Source organism: Candidatus Zixiibacteriota bacterium (assembly GCA_035380245.1).
GTDB lineage: Bacteria > Zixibacteria > MSB-5A5 > GN15 > FEB-12 > DAOSXA01.
Map to the genome: position 1 here is coordinate 29,831 of DAOSXA010000002.1, position 19,567 is coordinate 49,397.

A 19,567-nucleotide genomic window follows, 5' to 3' on the forward strand; every position below is an offset into this window, starting at 1 on the left:
GAAAACTCCTCAACCGGCGAATCGGAGAGGAGAGGAGTCTTCCGATGTTCATCCATAAGATGTACGTTTGCCGGTCATCGCGCCCGATCGTGACTGATTAAATCCAACATAGCTTTCGATATCGGACAGACTGTCCGTTTCCGGACAGTCTGATTCTTCTTACGCATCGTAAACTCGTTGTGCTGCAACGAGGTGTCGTTTGGCACAGGGCTTGCAATAGAGTCTGGCAAAAGAAGATACACCCGGATAAATAAGTATGGATCGAGAAATTCCCCAACACGAAATAAAGCGCAAGAAAGCCTGGCGATGGCTCAAGTTGATGCTCATTTCTGTATTCCTGATTATTGCTGTTCTAATGCTGAGAGCCTTCATTTCGCCGAGTGTCGACAGACATCGCATCCTCGTATCGACTGCCGAAATCGGGGATGTTGAGGCCAGTATCTCCGCCAGTGGCGTAGTGGTTCCGGAATACGAACAGGTGATAACCGCTCCGGTCCAGACGACTGTTCAGGAACTTCGGCATCATTCCGGTGACACGGTGCAGGCCGGGGAGGCGATAGTAGCGTTGGATATCAGTGCCCTGACGTTTCGGGCAGGGAAACTTCGTGATGAACTGAACTACCATTTAAACCAGAAACGGCAGATGCAATTGTCTCTCGAACGAAGAACGATTGATCTTGAGGCAGCGCTGGATATCAAACGGCTGGAAGCGGAGTTCAAAAACACCCAGTTGGAACGGACGCGCAAGCTGCACGAGCTTGGCGGAGCGACTCAGGAACAGGTGGCGCAGGCCGCGCTTGATAAAGAAATCGCCGACCGGCAACTCGATCAGGCAAAATTGAGTATTGAGAACGAGAAGGAAGCTCTTCAGACCGAAATCGAGGGTCTTGACCTGACCATCAGGATGAAGGAAAATGAAATCAGCGAAGCGGAACGCGATCTTACCCTGGCCGGGGCAAGAGCCGACCGTGACGGGGTGGTGACCTGGGTCAACGACAATCTCGGTGCGCATGTTGCCGCCGGTGAAGCCGTGGCGCGTGTCGCCGACCTTACTCGCTACAAGGTCGAGGGGCAAGTCTCTGATATTCATGTCGACAAGTTGTGTGTCGGCGGACCGGCTGTTATCCGAATTGGAAACAAAGAAAGTATCCCGGGGATCATCACCGCCGTCCGGCCCAGTGTAGAGGGGGGGCTGGTGCGGTTCGATGTTGTCCCCGAACAGCCTCACCACCCATCGTTGCGGCCGAACCTGAGAACCGACCTGTATGTGATCACATCCTACAAAAAAGGAGTGATTCGAGTGAAAAACGGGTCGTTTTACCACGGTCGGGTTGACCAGAAGCTGTTCGTGATTGAGGGCGACCGGGCGGTTCGGCATTCGGTCGATATCGGTGTCTCCAACTACGACTGGGTCGAATTGATCGGAGATATTAAACCGGGTCAGGAAGTGATCGTATCGGATATGAGTGAGTACGAACAGAACGAGTCGATCCGGATTAACGATTGAACAATGCATTATTTCAATAAAGGTCGGAAACAATGATCAAGCTAACCAACGTCGAAAAAGTGTATCGCACCGACACGATTGAAACACTGGCGCTCAAGAATATCAATCTGTCGATCGATAAGGGGGAGTTCCTTTCGATAATGGGACCCTCAGGTTCCGGCAAAAGCACTTTGCTGAATGTGATCGGTCTCCTGGATGTTCCCACGCGGGGGGGCGTCGACATCGGAGAACAGCCGGTCAGCCGAATGAACGACCGCGAACTGGCCCGGCTTCGCAACGAGCATATTGGCTTCATTTTCCAGAGTTTTCATCTGATCAATGATTTGTCGGTGGTAGACAATGTGGAATTGCCGCTGTTGTATCGGCACATATCCGCCCCGGAGCGTCGCCAACGGGCGCTGGCGGCTCTGGACAAGGTGGGGCTGAGCGCACGCACGCGGCATTTCCCGACGCAGTTGTCCGGGGGTCAGTGTCAGCGGGTGGCGATTGCCCGCGCCATTGTGGGTGAGCCGGATGTTATCCTGGCCGACGAGCCGACCGGTAATCTGGACTCGGTCATGAGTGATGAGATCATGGATATCCTGCTGGCGCTGAATAAGGATGAACAGGCAACGATAGTTATGGTCACCCACAGCCAGGCCATGGCCGAACGGACGAAACGGATCGTACGTTTGCATGATGGCTCTCAGGTGGAGTAGGGAGGAACGATGTTCAAGAATATCGTCAAAGTTGCCTTGAAGGTATTGATGCGACGGAAGTTCTTCACGATAATCAGTCTGTCGGGTATCACTTTTACCCTTACGGTTCTTATTATCGCGGCAGCTTTCGCCGAACGCATGCTTTCTCCGGCCCGTCCCGGTTCCAAATACGACCGATCCATGTTCATTAATCGCATTGATCTCTGGAGCGAAGATATGAGAATCGGCAGCGGTCCGGGATACCGGTTTCTGGAGAAATATGCCAAATCGATGACAACACCGGAAGAGGTATCGATTCAGACAAAGGGCATTACGGTAAGTTCATACGTCGGGGATCATCGTATCGACCTGAAGATGAAACACACCGATGCGGAATTCTGGGATATCCTCGAATATGATTTCGTGGAAGGGCATCCGTACGACAGTCAGGCGGTAGCGCAGGCTGATTACGTTGCCGTAATCACCGATTTCACTCGCAACCAGGTGTTCGGTAATCGTTCCGTTCTCGGCGAAATGCTGGAAACGACCGAAGGGAATTATCGTGTCGTTGGAGTTATTCATAAAGAGGATATCCCCGCTATGGAGGCGGCGGCCGACTGTTTTGTCCCGATTACCACCGAACCGACCGTGAAAATAAGCGAGGCACTTTGGGGTGATTACCTCGCGATTGTTCTAGCTGATTCAAAAGGCTCCTTCCCGTTGATAAAAGAGGAATGGGAGCGGAGTCTGGAACAAGCCCGCACCGATTATGCCGGTGAGTTCTCGAAAATAGAATCTCATATACGAACCAGCGATGAACTGATTACGGCCAAATTGTTCGACGATGAAAGCAATACCCCCATTATCGCCGTGGTTGGGATGATAATCGGTTCCATGTTGTTGTTTATGTTGTTCCCAACGATCAATCTGGTGAATCTCAATATCACTCGAATCATGGAACGCGCTTCTGAGATCGGAGTGCGGAAAGCATTCGGTGCGAGTCGCTCGGCGCTGGTGGGACAATTTTTGATCGAGAATATCATTCTAACTCTGATAGGTGGTGTTGCCGCCTGGATTTTATCCTGGTTGTTATTGTCTTTAGCCACCGGCAGCAGTCTGGTGCCTTTCGGCAAATTCGAACCTGATTTCGTGTTCTTTCTGTATACTCTTCTGATCTGCCTCGTTTTCGGTTTGATCTCCGGTGTTTATCCGGCCTATCGCATGGCTAAAATGAAACCGGTGGAAGCCCTGAGAGGAGTGGAATCATGATTCGCCACATGTTCAAGCTGATTTGGAATCGCAAGCGGCGCAACATGCTGCTCATGATTGAAATACTGGTTTCCTTTTTAGTGTTGTTCGGGATAACGGCAACTATGGCCGGTTGGGGAATGCAATGGCTCGATCCAATCGGATTTAATCCCGATGACCTTTGGGTTATGCAGGTCGAATGGGAGGATAAGGTGGTCGGCCAGACCAGGGAGCAGGTGCGTGAAATGCTGCGGCGTATTGAATCCGAAATGCTGGCCTATGAAGAAATCGAAAACATCGCCTGGTGTTACAACAACACACCGTACGGTGACGCCGTCTGGCGCTCGGATGTGGAAATCGACGGGCGCGAAATTGCTTTCGATGTCATGCCGTGCACTGATGAATATGTCAATGTCCTGGGAATCAACCTGGTCGAGGGAACCTGGTTCGGCCCCGAGCACGATGCCCTGTTGGCGAAACCGGTAGTGGTCGATCTCAGCCTCGCGAAAAATGTATTCGGTGATTCTTCGGCGATAGGACAAACGATTGCCGATACACACAAAGAGTATTTCATCGTGGGCGTGATTGACTGTTATCGTTACCGGGGTGAATTCATTGACCAGTATCCGCAGATGTTTCAAAGGTTGAGTCTGACGAGTGATGCCAACGTGCCCCCCAATAGGGCCGTTGTTCGGGTCAGGCCGGGAACGGGAGTTGCATTCGAAAACAACCTCGCTAAATATGTCAACGGCATGGTCCCGAGCTGGTCGATTCGCATCGATAACATCGCAGAATTGCGCTCGGAATACATCAAGGACAAATATCTCGGATTGTTAATACCGGCCGTCATCGGCTTCTTCCTGATTATTAACGTCGCCTTGGGTTTGTTCGGTGTTCTCTGGTATTCGATTAACCGCCGCCGCTCGGAGATCGGCCTGAGACGGGCTTTGGGGGCCTCCGCGATCCTGGTCAATCGTCAGATTCTGGGTGAGGCGCTGGTGCTGGCTACTTTCGCGCTTATAGTGGGAGTGGTGCTCGCCATTCAGGTTCCGGTGCTGGGACTCATGGGACCGGAAATAAGCCCTGGCGCATATCTACTTGCCATTTTAACCTCAGCCGTGGTAATATACCTGTTGGTGGGACTATGCGCCTGGTACCCGGCCCGCCTGGCTGGTCATATTCACCCGGCACAGGCTTTGCATGATGAGTGATCTCACCGAAGGTAAGAGATAAATCGCATGACTACCGACAGCGCTCGCATTCTGATTATCGACGACGACGAGGCGGTTCGCGCCTCGTTGAGTCTTTTGCTGAAGCACGCCGGATACACGATTGCGACTGCTGATGGACACGGGTCGGCTCTGGAAGCGGCTAAGACCGTTCCCCCCAATTTGTTCGTGCTCGATATGAATTTCTCGGCCAATACCAGCGGCGACGAAGGCCTGGTGTTGTTGCGGGAGTTGCACGAATTGTACCCGACGCGACCGGTGATTCTGATCACGGCCTGGGGTTCGATTCCTCTGGCGGTCGAGGGAATGAAACGAGGCGCGCGGGATTTCATCACCAAACCCTGGAACAACGATCAGTTTTTGCGTTCGGTTCGTACCGCGCTAAGCCTCTCATCATCGGACAAAGCTACCGGCACGAAACCGGCGGCGCGCGAGGATTTGGATAAGACTTACGATTTCGAAAAGCTGATCGGATGTGATGAGAAATTCCTGGAGGTCCTGCGCACCGTGGCGCGGGTCTGTGCTACCGATGCCCCGGTGTTGATCGAGGGGGAAAGCGGCACCGGCAAGGAACTGGTAGCGGAGGCAATTCACGCCAACAGCCGGCGAGTCGAGGGACCGTTCGTGCGAGTCAATCTCGGAGGGATTCCTGCAACGTTGTTCGAGAGCGAGATGTTCGGGCACAAGAAGGGAGCGTTTACCGGAGCGGCCGCGGATCGGATCGGTCGTTTCGAACTGGCCGACGGCGGCACGATCTTCCTCGATGAAATCGGCGAACTCGATCCAGCCAGTCAGGTCAAACTCCTGCGCGTGCTTCAAGACCACTCGTTCGAGGTACTCGGAACCAGCATCAGTCGTTCTTCTGATTTCCGGCTCGTGTCGGCGACCAACCGCGATCTCGAAAAACAGGTCGGTGAGCGCAAATTTCGCGAAGATTTGTATTATCGCATCAATCTGATAAAGGTGCAACTTCCGGCTTTGCGCGACCGACGCTCTGATATTCCGTTGCTGACGGCGCATTTCGTGGACAATCTCAAAGAGCTCTATGACAGGCCGCAACTGACCGTCAGCCGCGCCGCGATGGATCGGCTCAAGGCTCATCCCTGGCCGGGAAATATCCGGCAACTCAAGAATGTGGTCGAACGAACGGTACTGGTTTCGACCGATAACTTACTGGATGAAGCCGATTTCATGCGGCAACTCGACCGGGCGCCGCAAATGTCCGGCACGATCGAACTCCCGGCGGTGGGAACGGTGACGCTCGACCAGATGGAGGAGTCGATGATCCGTAAGGCGCTGGATCATCATGACCACAATCTCAGCCGGGTAGCCCGCTCACTGGGACTCAGCCGCGCTGCGCTGTACCGTCGCCTTGAGAAATACGGGATATCGTTGTGAGTCTGCGTCTGCGTTTCATTCTCTTCGTGATACTCGTTCATGTCGTTGTTTTCGGTCTGGCGCTTTTTATTCTTCCGACCGACAAATGGGTATTTCTTATAGCTGAAATCATTTTACTGGGGATTTTGTTTTTTTCAATTCATCTCTATCGCGCTTTCTTGAAACCCCTCAATCTCATTGCATCGGGCGTGGAGACGATCCGCGACAAGGATTTCCAATCGAAGTTTCTCCCCACGGGACAACCGGAACTCGATGAGTTGATCGATGTCTACAACCGCATGATCGATCAGCTTCGCGAGGAGCGAACCAAACAGCGAGAACAGCATTACTTTCTCGAACGTCTGATCCATGCCTCGCCGACCGGCGTGTTAATTCTCGACCTGGACGACAAAGTCAGCCTGGTGAATCCCATCGCGGCGCGGTTACTGGGATGTACCACTGATGTCCTTTTGGGACGCTCGTGCAACGATTTACCCGGTCCCCTTGGCGAAGCGCTGACAGGGATGGAGCCGGGAGAAAAGCGAGTGATCAGTCTCAGCGGTATGCAAACCTATCGCTGTCAGAAATCGCATTTTCTGGATCGCGGTTTTCATCGCCATTTTCTATTGATTGAGGAACTGACGAAGGAGATTCTCGACACACAGAAGAAAGCCTACACCTCAGTGATACGGATGATGTCGCACGAGGTGAACAATACGGTCGGTGCGGTCAATTCGATCCTCGAGTCGAGCCTGGCCTTTGCAGCGCAGCTCACTGACGGAGACCGGGAAGAGTTCACCAGCGTCGCGCATGTGGCGATCAACCGAAATAACGGTCTGAACAGCTTCATGACTCGCCTGGCTTCGGTGGTACGTGTGCCGGAACCTGATAAAGTTCCTTACGACCTGGTGAATCTGCTCAAGTCAATTCAGGTGCTGACGGCGGCCGAGGCGCAGGAGCGGGGGATCGAGGTGAAACTGACGCCGTGTGAACAACCAGTGATGGCGGCAATCGATGTGGACCAGATCGAGCAGGTGTTGATAAATATCGTCCGCAATGCGATGGAGTCTATCGAGAACGACGGTACGATATCAATGCAGGTAACTTCGGCGCCGCCGTGTATCACTATTGCCGACAACGGACGAGGAATAAGTGAAGAAGTCCGCAAGCAGATGTTCACGCCTTTTTACACGAACAAACGTAACGGTCACGGGGTCGGTTTGACGCTGACGCGCGAGGTGCTGCTGAACCACGGCTGCCGGTTCAATCTGGAGCCCGGCCTCAACGGCGGCGCGGTCTTCTGGATCGAGTTCGAAAGCGGGGAGTAACCCTTCAAGAAGCATCCATTATTGTCTGATTAAGGCAATGCGGAACGACAAATCTGATTCCAAAGAAAAACCGGCGGGGACTCTAAGGTCGCCCGCCGGTGGGGTGGGATTCTGATATAGGAGGGTCTTGAAAAGCTTTGCTAAAAGGTCCCGCCGACTAGCGGAACGAAACCGTGTTGTTCTTCTGCGACGGTCTGATAATCTCCACCTCAGCGACGGTTGACAGGTCAACCGTAAAGCTGTCGGTATCCGACGACGCCGTGAAATAACCATCGACTGCCGCCACGACGGTGGTGTTGGCCAGTGCCTGGGTTACCGGGCTGGCAATCACCTCGCTCTTGTTGAAATAAATGACCAGATTGTTGTCGATGTAGCAGTAGTAAAAATCATACGCGTCAACTACTGCTTCGCCGTTAAAGGACAGCGTAAAGGCAAAATCCGAGATGTGATAATCGCTCGGGATGACAACGCTGATGATTGCCTGGACGCTCTCGCTGGTGGTGCTGGTTGATTGAAGATTAATCTTGTGGGGACTGAACTGCATAGTCTCGTCGATATCGAGGCTGTTGTAAGCCGACTGCTGAATTAAGCTGGACGAGGTAACCGGGCTTGCGGCTGATTGATCGGAACAGCCCGGTAAAGCCAGGGCAAAAAGGCCTATCATCAGGATAGATATCAAGCCAAGGTTTTTGTAAGAAATGGAATTGTTCTTAACACTCATTCTGTCTTCTCCGGTATGAAAGTGACCAGATCCTCCATAATCAGTTTCCGAAGCGGGAGTATTACAAATGTCATGCCCAACTAATTTGATGGGTGCAATTTGTCCTGCAGCAACCTGATACGAGAAAGGGTGGACGAAATTATGACTATTATGGCGCCCCTCGCGGTACATCTGTACCGAATCCTTGTTCGTGTCGGTCCGATTAGGCAGTCTATGAGAGAATTGCGTCGATAAGCAGCGGAAGACCTCGGCCTACAGCTCCCATTCGATTCCGAGGATCGGCATGAGACCCCATTGGGTTACTTCATCCGGCTTGTGTTCTAACTCATTCCAGTAATAGGCGGCAATGTTTTTATGATTGTATGCGTTCCATAACGAAAGGTATATCACGAGGTTTGAGCCGGAGAAGTAATAACGATGGTCAACCCGCAGATTGAGCGAATGATAAGCCGGGTAGCGGCTTTCGTTAACGTGGAATTCATCCAGCACGGTACGGTTTTGAGCGGCTGATTCGGTCAGATTGAGCGGAGTATAGGGCCGTCCGCCGGCAATAATCCAGCGAGCGCTGAATTCCCAATGTTTGTTTGGTTTGTACCCTCCTTCCGCGCTAAAGATAAAGCGGTTGTCGAATACACGATTGCGCCAGACGCCGCGCAAATCACGGTATTCGCTGTGTGAAAGCGAGAATCCGAGCAGGCCGTAGATGCCGTGGGCGAGCTTTTTCTGCAGGGTGGCTTCAAAGCCGTAGCTCTTCGCCCGGCCGCGATCGGTCAGATATTCGTAAGTCTCCGCACTGAACTCGGCGTTGTCGGCATCAAGGACTAAAAACTGCGGCAGCGAGGTGTCCATGGTCAGACGACGATAGTCTTTATAGTAGCTCTCGACCGTCAGCCGGGTGTCCTCGGCCAGTAAATGTCGCCAACCTATAATGTAGTGCCGGGCCTGTGGTTCCTCCAGCTTCGCTGCTTCTTCGTTTTGAACGAGCACGAGCGGGGTGAGCGGCTGGTAGTAAAGGCCGACGGCCGTGAAAAGCGAGGTTCGGTCGGTCAAGTCAAATGAGGCGGACAGGCGAGGGGATAAATGAGTATGATCGCCGCAATCGTTCCGGTCATAACGCAGGCCAATAGTAGTAGTGAGTTTTGATCCGGGGTGTAGAATCATACTGGCAAATGCCCCCAGATATGTGGCCGTCAACTCCTTCTGTATGTCGATAGAGGAAACCGGTTCGCCCAGGGCATTCACCCCGGGATTGGCGAAGTAATCGAAGTCGTCGTAAAGATAGGTCACATCACCGCCAAACTCGATCTGCGCCCGCTCGCTGATGTTGTAGAAACTGCTGTTGCGTAGATTGGCCTGGTGCTCGAACGAACGGTTTATTTGAAGCAGACTGTCGGTTGCGGTGCGATATGCCTCGGAGCCGTATTTGACTCGTTGCAGCGAGATCGAGCTGTTGGAATAGCCTTGCTGACTCCAGCGATAGCGCCAATTGAGTCCGAAGGTGTAGTTGTTGTTGTCGGTCACGGCATAGTTGGAATTGCCGTCTTTCACCGCTTGTTCGCGAGTGTAGTCCATGATGCTGACACCGGCCAGGCCAACCAGGCTCAGCGAATGAGCCGGGGAGAGGTCATAAACGATCTTCCCCTGATAATCGTTCACCTCCGGTGCCAGCTCGATACTCGCAATATCAACCAGCAGATCAAGATAACTCTTACGAGTCGACACCAGCCAGGAACCCTTGCCGCCGGGGAAGGGGCCTTCCGCGACCGCACCCAGGCCGATCAGATCAAAGCTAGCCTGGCCATCGAACTCCTCGCGGTTGCCCTCACGAAACGACAGCTCCATTATTGAGGACAGCCGATTGCCAAATCCGGAAGGGAAACCTCCGGCCGAGAATTTGACATCGCGGATCAAGTCGACATTGATCAGACTGAGACTTCCTACCGAAGTCCCCTCTCGCGGAAAATGATTGATATTGGGAATCTCGATGTTATCGAGGTAGAAGCCGTTCTCCGAGGGATTGCCGCCGCGCACCGCCAGGGCGTTGACCTGATCATCGGTTTTAGCGATGCTTGGAAGCGCGCCGATAATGCGACTGACATCTCCGGCCGATCCGGGCGCACGGCGGATTTCCTCGCCCGAGAACTCGGCCGTGCTGGCCGGCTGGTCATCCTGCTCGATAAAATAACCACTGCTCACCGCCACTCCTTCGATTACGATCAGGGTCGGCTTCAGTTCCATCTCAATCCGGGTAATTCGTCCGGATCGGACAATTACGTCGGGCTGGGACAGCGGCGTGTAGCCGAGGCTGTTGACACGAACGGTATACCCTCCGACGGGCACGCGCTTGATAGTGAACTCACCACTTTCATCTGCGACGGCTCCGAGTTTGGTCTCGATCACGCTGATGCTTGCGCCGGGGAGCGGAGCACGGGTGGAAGCATCGACCACGCGGCCGCTGATTGTGCCGATGAGGTCTCCGGCGATAACCCCGGTCGCTGTGGCGAGGGTGAGGGCTATGATTGCTGCGGTTAAGAGCGGATACGAACCGGAATATCTTGTCATCCCAAATGTCTCCTCAATTTCACAAGACAGGCCGACTGTTGCCAATCGACGCTTTGTTGTTGAAAGATCGCCGAATCAGGATTTATTACAATCGTCAGAAATCAGTATTTGAGGACGTATGGATCAGGAACTTACCCGGCTTCAAAATGAATTCGCCAGGCTGCTGGATGCGCAGGAGTTTTCCGAGACGGACCTTGATCCGGCCATCGCGCAGCGCCATATCGATCTCCTGACCGCCATGGATGAGGTCGAAACGGCCGCGCTTTCGGTGTTCGATATACACCGGCGCGAACATATCTACGTTTCCCCCAAGTATCGCACCGTATTCGGTTGGGAGTGGGACCCGGAGCGCCCGGGCGACAGCGTCCGCAACGATGATCGCCTGCATCCGGAAGACCGGCTCCAGCTTTTTCGGTCCGGGATCTACTTCATGAGTTTCCTCCTGCGTATCTCCCCCGAGCGACGCAGGGACGGCAAGATGTTCGCCGATTACCGCATGCTGGGCCCCGAAGATAAATACATCCGGGTGCTCGAACAGCAATCGGTGCTGGAGTTGGATAGGCGGGGCAATGTCTGGCTCGCCCTGAGTGTGCTCAACATATCGCCGTACGCCGATACTGAGACATCATTCCGCTGCCGGATGATCGACTCAAAAACCGGGCAGTTGTTCGAGTGGCCCCCGCGCGAGGCGACCGCCGATCTGTTGACGATGAGGGAGAAGGAGATCCTGCACCTTGTTTCAAAGGGGCTGGTCAGCCGGGAGATCGCCGATCTTCTTTACATAAGCGTCAACACGGTTAACACGCATCGGCAGCGCATTCTCAAAAAACTTGATGTCTCGAACACCGCAGAGGCTATCCGATATGCTCTCGACATCGGCCTTACCTGGCCGGAGGAGTGAGGAAGTCCCTTCATAGATTTGCTTTGAGTTGGAACGGCAAACTATTATAATCTCTCAACAAAGAATTCTTGAAAAGAAAAGCTCTACGAGCTAAGAGCATATCAAGAGTGAGGTTGCAAATGTCCAGAAGCGCGCAATGGGGAGTGATTGTTCTATCCATCGGTCTGCTGACCCTGGGACTGGCCTGCGGTCAGGCCGACAACGACGGCAAAGCGAAATCCTCGGACGGATCGCACGTCAAAATCGGGGTTTCGCTTTTAACTCGAACCCATCCGTTCTATCAGGATCTTGAGGAAGGCCTCAAAGCGGCGGCCGATTCAGCCGGATTCGAACTGCTCGTCACGGCGGGTGAATTCGACGTTGCCAAACAAAAGGATCAGGTTCAGGATTTCATCGTCCAGAAGGTCAACGCGATTGTAGTGTCACCGTGTGATTCCAAATCAATCGGGACTGCGATTCAGGCTGCCAACGAGGCCGGTATTCCGGTCTTTACGGCCGATATCGCCTGTCTGGCCGAAGGGGCCAAAGTTATCTCGCATTGTGCCTCGGATAACTACGAGGGCGGCAAACTAGCGGCTCAGGCGGTGGCCGAGGCCATCGGCAACAGCGGCAAAGTGGCGATTATCGATCATCCCGAAGTGGAATCGGTGATTCAGCGTGTTAAGGGATTCGAGGATGAAATGGCTGCCCATGAGGGGATCGAGATCGTGGCCAAACTCACCGGTCACGGTGTCAAGGATCAGGCGTTCCGGACTGCCGAGGACGTGCTTCAGGCGCATCCCGATGTGACCGCGTTTTTCGGTATTAATGATGACTCCGCTTTAGGTGTTCTGGCGGCCGTGGAAAAAGCCGGCAAGGCAGGCAAAGTGAAGATTATCGGTTTCGATGCCGTCCCGGAGGCGCGGAAAGCGATCAAAGAGGGAAAAATCTACGCCGATGTGATTCAGCAGCCAAAGCTCATCGGGCAGACTACTATCGAATCGATTAAGACCTATCTGTCGGGCGGTGAAGTCTCCCCGACGGTACTGATCCCCTGCGGTCTTTTCGGTCAGGCCGAAGCGCAATAGTCGAGCGGCCGGAGTAGCGCATGGGTTCTCCCGACAATAGGACCGGGAATAATCACTCGTGTCTGGTCGTCATGTCCGGGATTCGTAAATCGTTTCCCGGCGTGCTGGCCGTCAAGATCGCCGATTTCGATTTGCGACCTGGGGAGATTCATGCCCTGGTAGGGGAGAACGGCGCCGGGAAAAGCACCCTGATCAAAGTTCTGACCGGTGTCCATGAACGCGATACGGGCGAAATCCGTATCGCCGGAAGACCGGTTTCATTTCGTAAACCACTCGATGCACAAAAAGCCGGGATCGCCACAATCTATCAGGAGTTCACCCTGGTGCCCGGATTGACCGTAGCCGCGAATATCGCCCTCGGTCATGAAGCCACTCACCACGGTCTTTTGGATCAGCGCCGTGAATCAGGTCAGGCGGCCGCTCTGCTCGAACGTCTTGGCGCTGATTTCAAGGCGAACCTGCTGGTCTCGGAACTGACCGTGGCCCAGCAGCAGATTGTCGAAATTGCCCGCGCTCTGGCTCGTGAGGCGAACGTTCTGGTAATGGATGAACCGACCGCAGCGCTTGCCCCCCAGGAGGTGGCACATCTCTTCGAGAACCTGAAAGAATTCACCGAACGCGGTATGGGGATCATTTTTATCAGTCATCGTCTGGATGAAGTCCTCAAAATTGCCGACCGGATCACGGTCATGCGAGACGGCGTCACGGTGGCTACCCGCCCGACCGTTGAGTTCAACCGCCGTGATTTGATTGAGACGATGGTCGGACGATCGTTGGATCAGGAGTACCCTAAGGAAAAAACGACGGCCGGTGAGGAGTATTTCAAGGTGCATGATTTGTGCGGCGGCATCGTGCGTGATGTATCGTTCGTCGCACGACGAGGTGAGGTGCTCGGTCTGGCCGGACTCATGGGAGCCGGGCGCACCGAACTGGCGCGACTGATTTTCGGGGCGGACCATAAGGAATCGGGCGAAACTTATTTAGATGGTCAAAAGGTTGATATCTCCTCACCACACGAGGCCATCGAAGCGGGGATATGCCTGCTGACCGAGGATCGCAAAGCTCAGGGACTGGTGCTGGGGGCGTCGGCTATGGACAACTTCGCGCTGCCCAATCTTAGAAGCTGGTCGAGGTTGAGTTTTATCGATGCTCATAAGGAAAAAGAACGATTTATCGACCGCACTTCGGAGCTCAATATCCGGCTGTCGGGATTCGACCAGCGCGCCGAAGAGTTGTCCGGCGGCAATCAGCAAAAATTACTGGTGGCGCGGTGGCTCGAAACCAACTCGGAAGTGATCATTTTCGATGAACCAACCAGGGGAATAGACGTCGGCGCCAAGTACGAAATGTATCTATTAATCAACCGGCTGGTGAAACAGGGCAAAATTATAATCGTGATTTCATCGGAACTGCCGGAATTGCTGGGTATCTGCGACCGCATCCTGGTCATGCGACGAGGAAGGATATCCGGAGAGATAAGCGATGTGGCCGGGACCGATCAGGCCGAGATCATGTCAATGGCGGTTTGATTCGACAATACGGGAGTGAGCTTTTGGCAAACGTGACTGACAACAAAGCCTTGATAACCAATCGTACCGTCTGGTGGCGTCGGATGATGTCCGACTACGGCATGATCGTAATCCTCGCGGCCCTCTGCGTCTTGTTTTCGCTGCTGACGATCAAAGACCAATATCCCACCGGCGCCGATGCCGCCGAGAATGTGTGGGAGCAGCTTGAGGACCGTCTGACTGCAGGAGCGCGTCTGATTGTCGTGACGCAGGACGGTAAGGCCGACAGTGAGTTCACGGAAGCGCTTAATGTCAGGCTTGAAGGTGCAGCCTCGACGTTATTACCTGCGGTGTCAGGCTCACCCGTTGAGATAAGAGCCGCTTTGGAGCAACTCGATTCCACCGGGCAGACTCCGGACTACATTTTGACAACGAGCGCCTTTGCTGCAACCGTGCGTATGGTAGCTCAACATCTTTCCAATAGTTCAAGCCTCTCAATCCTGTCACCGACGCCACATCGCTGGCCGAGTTTTCTGTTGCCTGAAAACATCCGCAACGTCGCCAACCAGATCACGGTTATTGCGATTATCGCTATCGGCATGACCATGGTTATTATCACCGCCGGTATTGACCTGTCGGTTGGCAGTTTGATCGCTCTATCGGCCGTCGTGGTGGCCTGGTTGGTTGGACAATGGGGAGGGACCGAAGCCTCAACCGGGGCCATGATCATGGCCTCTCTTGGAGGTATTCTGCTGTGTGCGGCGGTGGGAGCATTTAGCGGATTTATGGTAACCGGATTCAGCATCCCGCCCTTCATCGCGACGCTGGCAATGATGCAGGTTGCCGCCGGCTTGGGGTATATCATCTCACAGGGAAAACCGATTTATCAACTCCCCGACAGTTTCGTCTGGCTTGGGCGCGGTGTCGATCCGTTGTTACGCATTCCTTATGCGGTGATTCTCATGCTCGTGTTGTATGCCGTGGCGCATGTCGTAATGACAAGAACTACCTACGGTCGTTATATCTATGCCGTCGGCGGCAATCCCGAAGCGGCCCGCCTGGCCGGGATTCGCGTTAAATGGATACTCTTTTCGGTTTACGCGATCTGCGGTCTCCTGGCCGGATTAGGCGGGGTGGTCATGGCCTCGCAGCTCAAGAGCGGTGCGCCGACCTACGGCCTGACCTATGAGCTATATGTAATCGCAGCGGTAGTGGTCGGCGGGACCAGCCTGGTGGGGGGTGAAGGAAGAATCCTCGGTACATTGATCGGAGCTTTTATCATTGCCGTCATTCAGAACGGCATGAATCTCGTGAACGTCGAGAGCTACACACAGAAAGTAATCCTGGGTCTGGTAATCTTGGGCGCGGTGCTGGCCGACCGCATCAAACAAACCCGGTTCAAGCATAAATCGAATAAACCGCAAGCTGAATCGACGGCTTGATTATCGTTTACTCGCCCGCAGGGCGCAAAGGAGAGAGACTTTGACAAGAAGCTATCGTTGGCCCGCAATAGCGCTGATGCTGGTCCTGATAACGACCGTGTCGGCTCAGGATATGACCGTGACTCCGGACTCGACACGTCCGAACCTGTACGTTGTCGGGACGGCGCATCTGGATACGCAATGGCGCTGGACGATTCAGAACAGTATCGAAGAGTTCATCCCGGCAACCTTCCGCGACAACCTGGCCCTGATGAAACTCTATCCCGAATACGTGTTCAGCTTCGAGGGCTCCTTCCGCTACCAGCTCATGGACGAATACTACCACGATGAGTTCGAACAGGTGCGGCCCTTCATAGGGTCGGGTCAATGGCGCGTGACCGGTAGCTGGGTCGATGCGGTCGATGTGAACCTCCCGTCGTTCGAATCGCTGGTGCGGCATACGCTTTACGGCAACAGTTATTTCAAACGTGAATTCGGCAAAACCAGCCGCGATATCTTTTTGCCCGATTGCTTCGGTTTCGGTTATGCCCTTCCGTCGATTGCCCGCCATTGTGGTCTGGAATCGTTCTCGACCCAGAAACTGACCTGGGGGGCCTGGGTCGGCGTACCGTTCGATATCGGTATCTGGAAAGGAGTCGATGGCTCCTCGATAATCTGTGGTGTTAATCCGGGTAAGTATGTATCAAAGATAGAAGACGATCTGAGCAGCGACACCACCTGGTACAACGCCGCCGAGCGCCAGGGCGACAGCAGCGGTTTGTATGCCGCTTATCATTACTTCGGCACCGGCGACTCCGGCGGCTCACCCGATTCTGCCTCGGTCGACTGGCTGGTGAAATCGATTCACAGCGACGGCCCCCTTGCCGTGCACAGCATCGGAGCGGACGATCTGGTTGATATCGTCAAGGCCGCGGACATTAGCCGTCTTCCCGAATACGACGGCGAACTCGTTATGACTCGTCACGGTGTCGGTTGCTACACCTCAGAAGCAGCGATGAAACGCTGGAACCGGAAGAACGAGCTGCTGGCCGACGCCGCCGAGAGAGCTGCGGTCATTGCCGATTTTTGGAGACAGAGCGATTATCCCCGCGATATGCTGCGCGACACCTGGACCCGTTTTCTCTGGCATCAATTCCACGATGACCTCACCGGCACGAGCATCCCGGAGGCATACGAGTTTTCCTGGAACGATGAAATCCTCTGCCTGAACCGGTTCAGCGCCGTACTCGAAGAGGCTGTCTCCGGAGTCGCAGCCGGACTCGACACACGGGCCAAGGGAACCCCGGTTGTTGTTTACAATCCTCTCTCGATTGACCGCGAAGAGGTTGTGGGGGCGGTGATACATCTCCCGAAAAGCGATGTGAAATACGTGCAGGTGATCGGCCCCGATGGCTCCGAAGTCCCGGCTGATGTGGTGATGTCCTACGACAAGACCGCTCTGGTGCGGTTCCTCGCCCGTGTGCCCTCGGTCGGATTCACCGTTTACGATATCCGCCCAGCCAAGAAGCCGAGCGAGATTGACACCGGCCTCAAAGTGACCCTGAACTCTCTTGAGAACGAGCGCTATGTCGTAATGCTCAACGATCTGGGGGAAGTGGCCTCGGTCTACGACAAGCAGAACGCCCGAGAACTGCTCGGTGCGCCGCTCCGATACGAGTTTCTTGCCGATACCCCAAAAAACTGGCCCGCCTGGGAGATCGACTACAATGATATTATGGCCGCTCCTGAACCGCTGTTTGTCGGTGAGCCCCAGATATCTGTAATAGAGAATGGCAGCGCTCGGGTTGGAATTCAGGTTGTACAGAAAACGGCCAAGTCTACTCTGACCACGATCATCCGCCTGAGTGCAGGCGAGGCCGGCAATCGCGTCGAGTTCTTCGCCAATATCGACTGGGGCGAGGAAGCCACCCTCCTGAAGCTGGCGCTGACCACTGCCGCTCCGAGCGATTCCGTCACCTACGACATCGGTCTCGGCACTATCACCCGCCCGGTCAACACCGAAAAGCGCTACGAAGTACCAGGGCAGCAATGGGCCGATATCTCCGCCCCCGACCGCTCCTACGGCGTTGCCCTCATGAACGACTGTCGCTACGGCTGGGATCACCCCACCCCCGAAAAGCTGCGCCTGACTCTGGTTCACACACCGGGGATCGGCGAGGGCTGGGCCTGGGTGGCCGATGAGCACAATCAGGATCAGGGTGTACACACGGTTAACTTCGCTATTCAGGGCCACACCGGGGACTGGGCCGACGGCGGTGTCGCCTGGCAGGCGAGTCGCCTGAATCAACCACTCACAGTCTTTGAGACTTCCTCACATAAGGGATCTCGGGGCATGAGTTATTCGCTCGTGAACGTTGACGATCCTGGCGTCATGGTGAACGCCGTCAAGAAGGCCGAGGAGAGCGATGAGATCGTGATCCGCCTGCGTGAACTGACCGGGAATAACCACGACCGCGTCACGCTGCAGTTCGACCGGCCGGTTTTGTCGGCGCGTGAAATCAACGGCATGGAGGAAAAAATCGGCCCGGCCACCGTCGAGGACGGCCGTCTGGTCTGCTCATTTACCGCCTATCAGCCGAAAGCATTCGCGGTTTTATTGGGACGGCCGGAGGTTGAGGTAGATCGCATTGAGGCGGTTTGTCTGGACCTGCCGTTCAATATGGACGGCGTCAGCCTCGACGCCGACCGTTGCGACGGCGACTTTGACGGCAAGGGCTATACCATCGCCGGCGAGTTTATTCCCGACACTCTGGTTTATCGCAACGTACCATTCGTCTTTGGCGATGTGACCGCCGGTGCTCTCAACGCAGTTGCATGCGAAGGTCAGAAAGTGGAGCTTCCGAAGGGTGATTTCGACCGTCTCTATTTGCTGGCGGCATCCACCGGCAGCCCGGCTAAGGCGCATTTCAAAATTGGCGAACATGAACAGACCGATTGGATCATGGGCTATGCGGACCCGATCGGGCAATGGGATAACAGGCTTTGTGATGGCATTCAGACCGATATGCGCGATCAAATTCTTCCGGCCTATATTAATCGGCAAACGGTGGCCTGGTACGGCTCGCATCGCCACACGCCTGAATGTGAAAACGAGGCGTATCGTTTCACCTACCTGTTTCCGATTGAGTTGGAAGTACGGAAGGGAGACCGAACGCTGACCCTGCCGGACAACGACAAGATTCGTATAATGTCCGCCACGGCGGTAAGGCAGCCTTACGAAGCGGTCGACCCGGCGCAGCCGCTCTACGACATCGTGAACAACGCTTTCGCCCGCATCTTTGCCGACAGCATGTCCTTTGCGGGCCGGTCGATCATTACAATGGACAGCCCGATCCCGAACACTACTATTCGCTATACCCTCGACGGGACCGAGCCAACCGCCACTTCGGCCTTATACACCGAGCCGATCATTGTCACGACAACGACAACCATCTCGGCCAGAGCGTTTAGCCCCGGCTATAATGAAAACTTCGTCGCTCGGAAAACGGTAGCGAAACTCGAGTTACGCGATTCTTACGATGTCGGTGATCTGGAGAGCGGATTGAACGCCCGCTATTACGAGGGCGAATGGGACAGTCTTCCCGGATTTGACACGCTGGAGGTCGTAACCGCCTACGTCGCCGACAGCATCGTAATTCCGGACACGGCGCGCGAGGAGTATTTTGGCCTTGTCTTCGAAGGCTTCGTCAAGATTCCGGCCGACGGTGTTTATGCGCTTTCGATCAACTCCGATGACGGCAGTCGTATTTATTTTGCCGACACTATGCTGGTCAACAACAACGGTCTCCACGGCGATTTCGAAAAGACCGGCTTAATCGGTCTTAAAGCGGGTCTCTATCCGATTCGAGCCGAGATGTTCCAATGCGAGGGAGACGCCGAACTCGGGGTGCACATCGCGGGGCCTTCGCTGCCGAAACAACCGATCCCGACTGATATGTTGTTTCATGCAAAATCAGAGATTGAATAATCTCAAAATTATGGCGGGCGGCCTTGTACCGCC

The 19,567-nt window shown here is 54.5% G+C and carries 13 protein-coding genes; 11 read left to right on the plus strand and 2 right to left on the minus strand.

The genetic code is table 11. From position 1 onward, the window contains the following. Positions 1 to 256 precede the first annotated feature (256 nt). Genes PLF13_05325 through PLF13_05350 form a run of 6 tightly spaced genes read left to right on the plus strand, consistent with a single transcriptional unit; the run spans position 257 to position 7,366 of the window. Positions 257 to 1,507, plus strand: coding sequence for an efflux RND transporter periplasmic adaptor subunit (locus PLF13_05325; protein HOP06698.1), 1,251 nt, complete (start codon positions 257 to 259; stop codon positions 1,505 to 1,507). A 32-nt stretch (positions 1,508 to 1,539) separates the two neighbouring features. Then, positions 1,540 to 2,205, plus strand: a complete 666-nt coding sequence (locus PLF13_05330) for an ABC transporter ATP-binding protein (GenBank protein ID HOP06699.1) — start codon at positions 1,540 to 1,542, stop codon at positions 2,203 to 2,205. Positions 2,206 to 2,214: 9 nt separating this feature from the next. Beyond that, positions 2,215 to 3,453 carry an FtsX-like permease family protein gene (locus tag PLF13_05335; GenBank protein HOP06700.1) on the plus strand — a complete coding sequence of 413 codons (1,239 nt, stop codon included), beginning with the start codon at positions 2,215 to 2,217 and terminating at the stop codon, positions 3,451 to 3,453. After that, on the plus strand, positions 3,450 to 4,643 hold the full coding sequence (locus PLF13_05340) for an ABC transporter permease (protein ID HOP06701.1): 1,194 nt from the start codon (positions 3,450 to 3,452) through the stop codon (positions 4,641 to 4,643). Before PLF13_05335 ends, PLF13_05340 begins: the two co-directional genes overlap by 4 nt. A 27-nt stretch (positions 4,644 to 4,670) precedes the next feature. Beyond that, positions 4,671 to 6,059, plus strand: coding sequence for a sigma-54 dependent transcriptional regulator (locus tag PLF13_05345; protein HOP06702.1), 1,389 nt, complete (start codon positions 4,671 to 4,673; stop codon positions 6,057 to 6,059). After that, positions 6,056 to 7,366 (plus strand): ATP-binding protein, encoded by a 1,311-nt coding sequence (locus tag PLF13_05350; GenBank protein ID HOP06703.1) that lies wholly within the window; start codon positions 6,056 to 6,058, stop codon positions 7,364 to 7,366. The genes PLF13_05345 and PLF13_05350 overlap by 4 nt, the downstream gene beginning before the upstream one ends. A 157-nt stretch (positions 7,367 to 7,523) precedes the next feature. Here the strand turns inward: PLF13_05350 and PLF13_05355 are convergent, their stop codons facing one another. Both PLF13_05355 and PLF13_05360 read right to left on the minus strand, forming a co-directional pair. After that, positions 7,524 to 8,087: a hypothetical protein gene (locus tag PLF13_05355; protein ID HOP06704.1), complete on the minus strand. Its 564-nt coding sequence runs from the start codon at positions 8,085 to 8,087 to the stop codon at positions 7,524 to 7,526. A 252-nt stretch (positions 8,088 to 8,339) separates the two neighbouring features. Further along, entirely contained in the window at positions 8,340 to 10,649 is a 2,310-nt protein-coding gene (locus tag PLF13_05360) for a TonB-dependent receptor (protein HOP06705.1), read from the minus strand. Positions 10,650 to 10,767: 118 nt separating this feature from the next. Between PLF13_05360 and PLF13_05365 the strand changes: the two genes are divergently transcribed. The 5 genes from PLF13_05365 to PLF13_05385 all read left to right on the plus strand — a co-directional run bounded on the left by PLF13_05365 (position 10,768) and on the right by PLF13_05385 (position 19,534). Continuing rightward, positions 10,768 to 11,550: a response regulator transcription factor gene (locus PLF13_05365; GenBank protein ID HOP06706.1), complete on the plus strand. Its 783-nt coding sequence runs from the start codon at positions 10,768 to 10,770 to the stop codon at positions 11,548 to 11,550. A gap of 119 nt (positions 11,551 to 11,669) precedes the next feature. Then, the gene (locus PLF13_05370) at positions 11,670 to 12,617 is read left to right on the plus strand and encodes a substrate-binding domain-containing protein (GenBank protein ID HOP06707.1); all 948 of its coding nucleotides are present in this window, start codon (positions 11,670 to 11,672) and stop codon (positions 12,615 to 12,617) included. A 20-nt stretch (positions 12,618 to 12,637) separates the two neighbouring features. Beyond that, entirely contained in the window at positions 12,638 to 14,146 is a 1,509-nt protein-coding gene (locus PLF13_05375; GenBank protein ID HOP06708.1) for a sugar ABC transporter ATP-binding protein, read from the plus strand. A gap of 32 nt (positions 14,147 to 14,178) precedes the next feature. Beyond that, positions 14,179 to 15,567 carry an ABC transporter permease gene (locus PLF13_05380; protein ID HOP06709.1) on the plus strand — a complete coding sequence of 463 codons (1,389 nt, stop codon included), beginning with the start codon at positions 14,179 to 14,181 and terminating at the stop codon, positions 15,565 to 15,567. A gap of 40 nt (positions 15,568 to 15,607) precedes the next feature. Beyond that, on the plus strand, positions 15,608 to 19,534 hold the full coding sequence (locus PLF13_05385) for a glycoside hydrolase family 38 C-terminal domain-containing protein (protein ID HOP06710.1): 3,927 nt from the start codon (positions 15,608 to 15,610) through the stop codon (positions 19,532 to 19,534). Positions 19,535 to 19,567: the final 33 nt, after the last annotated feature.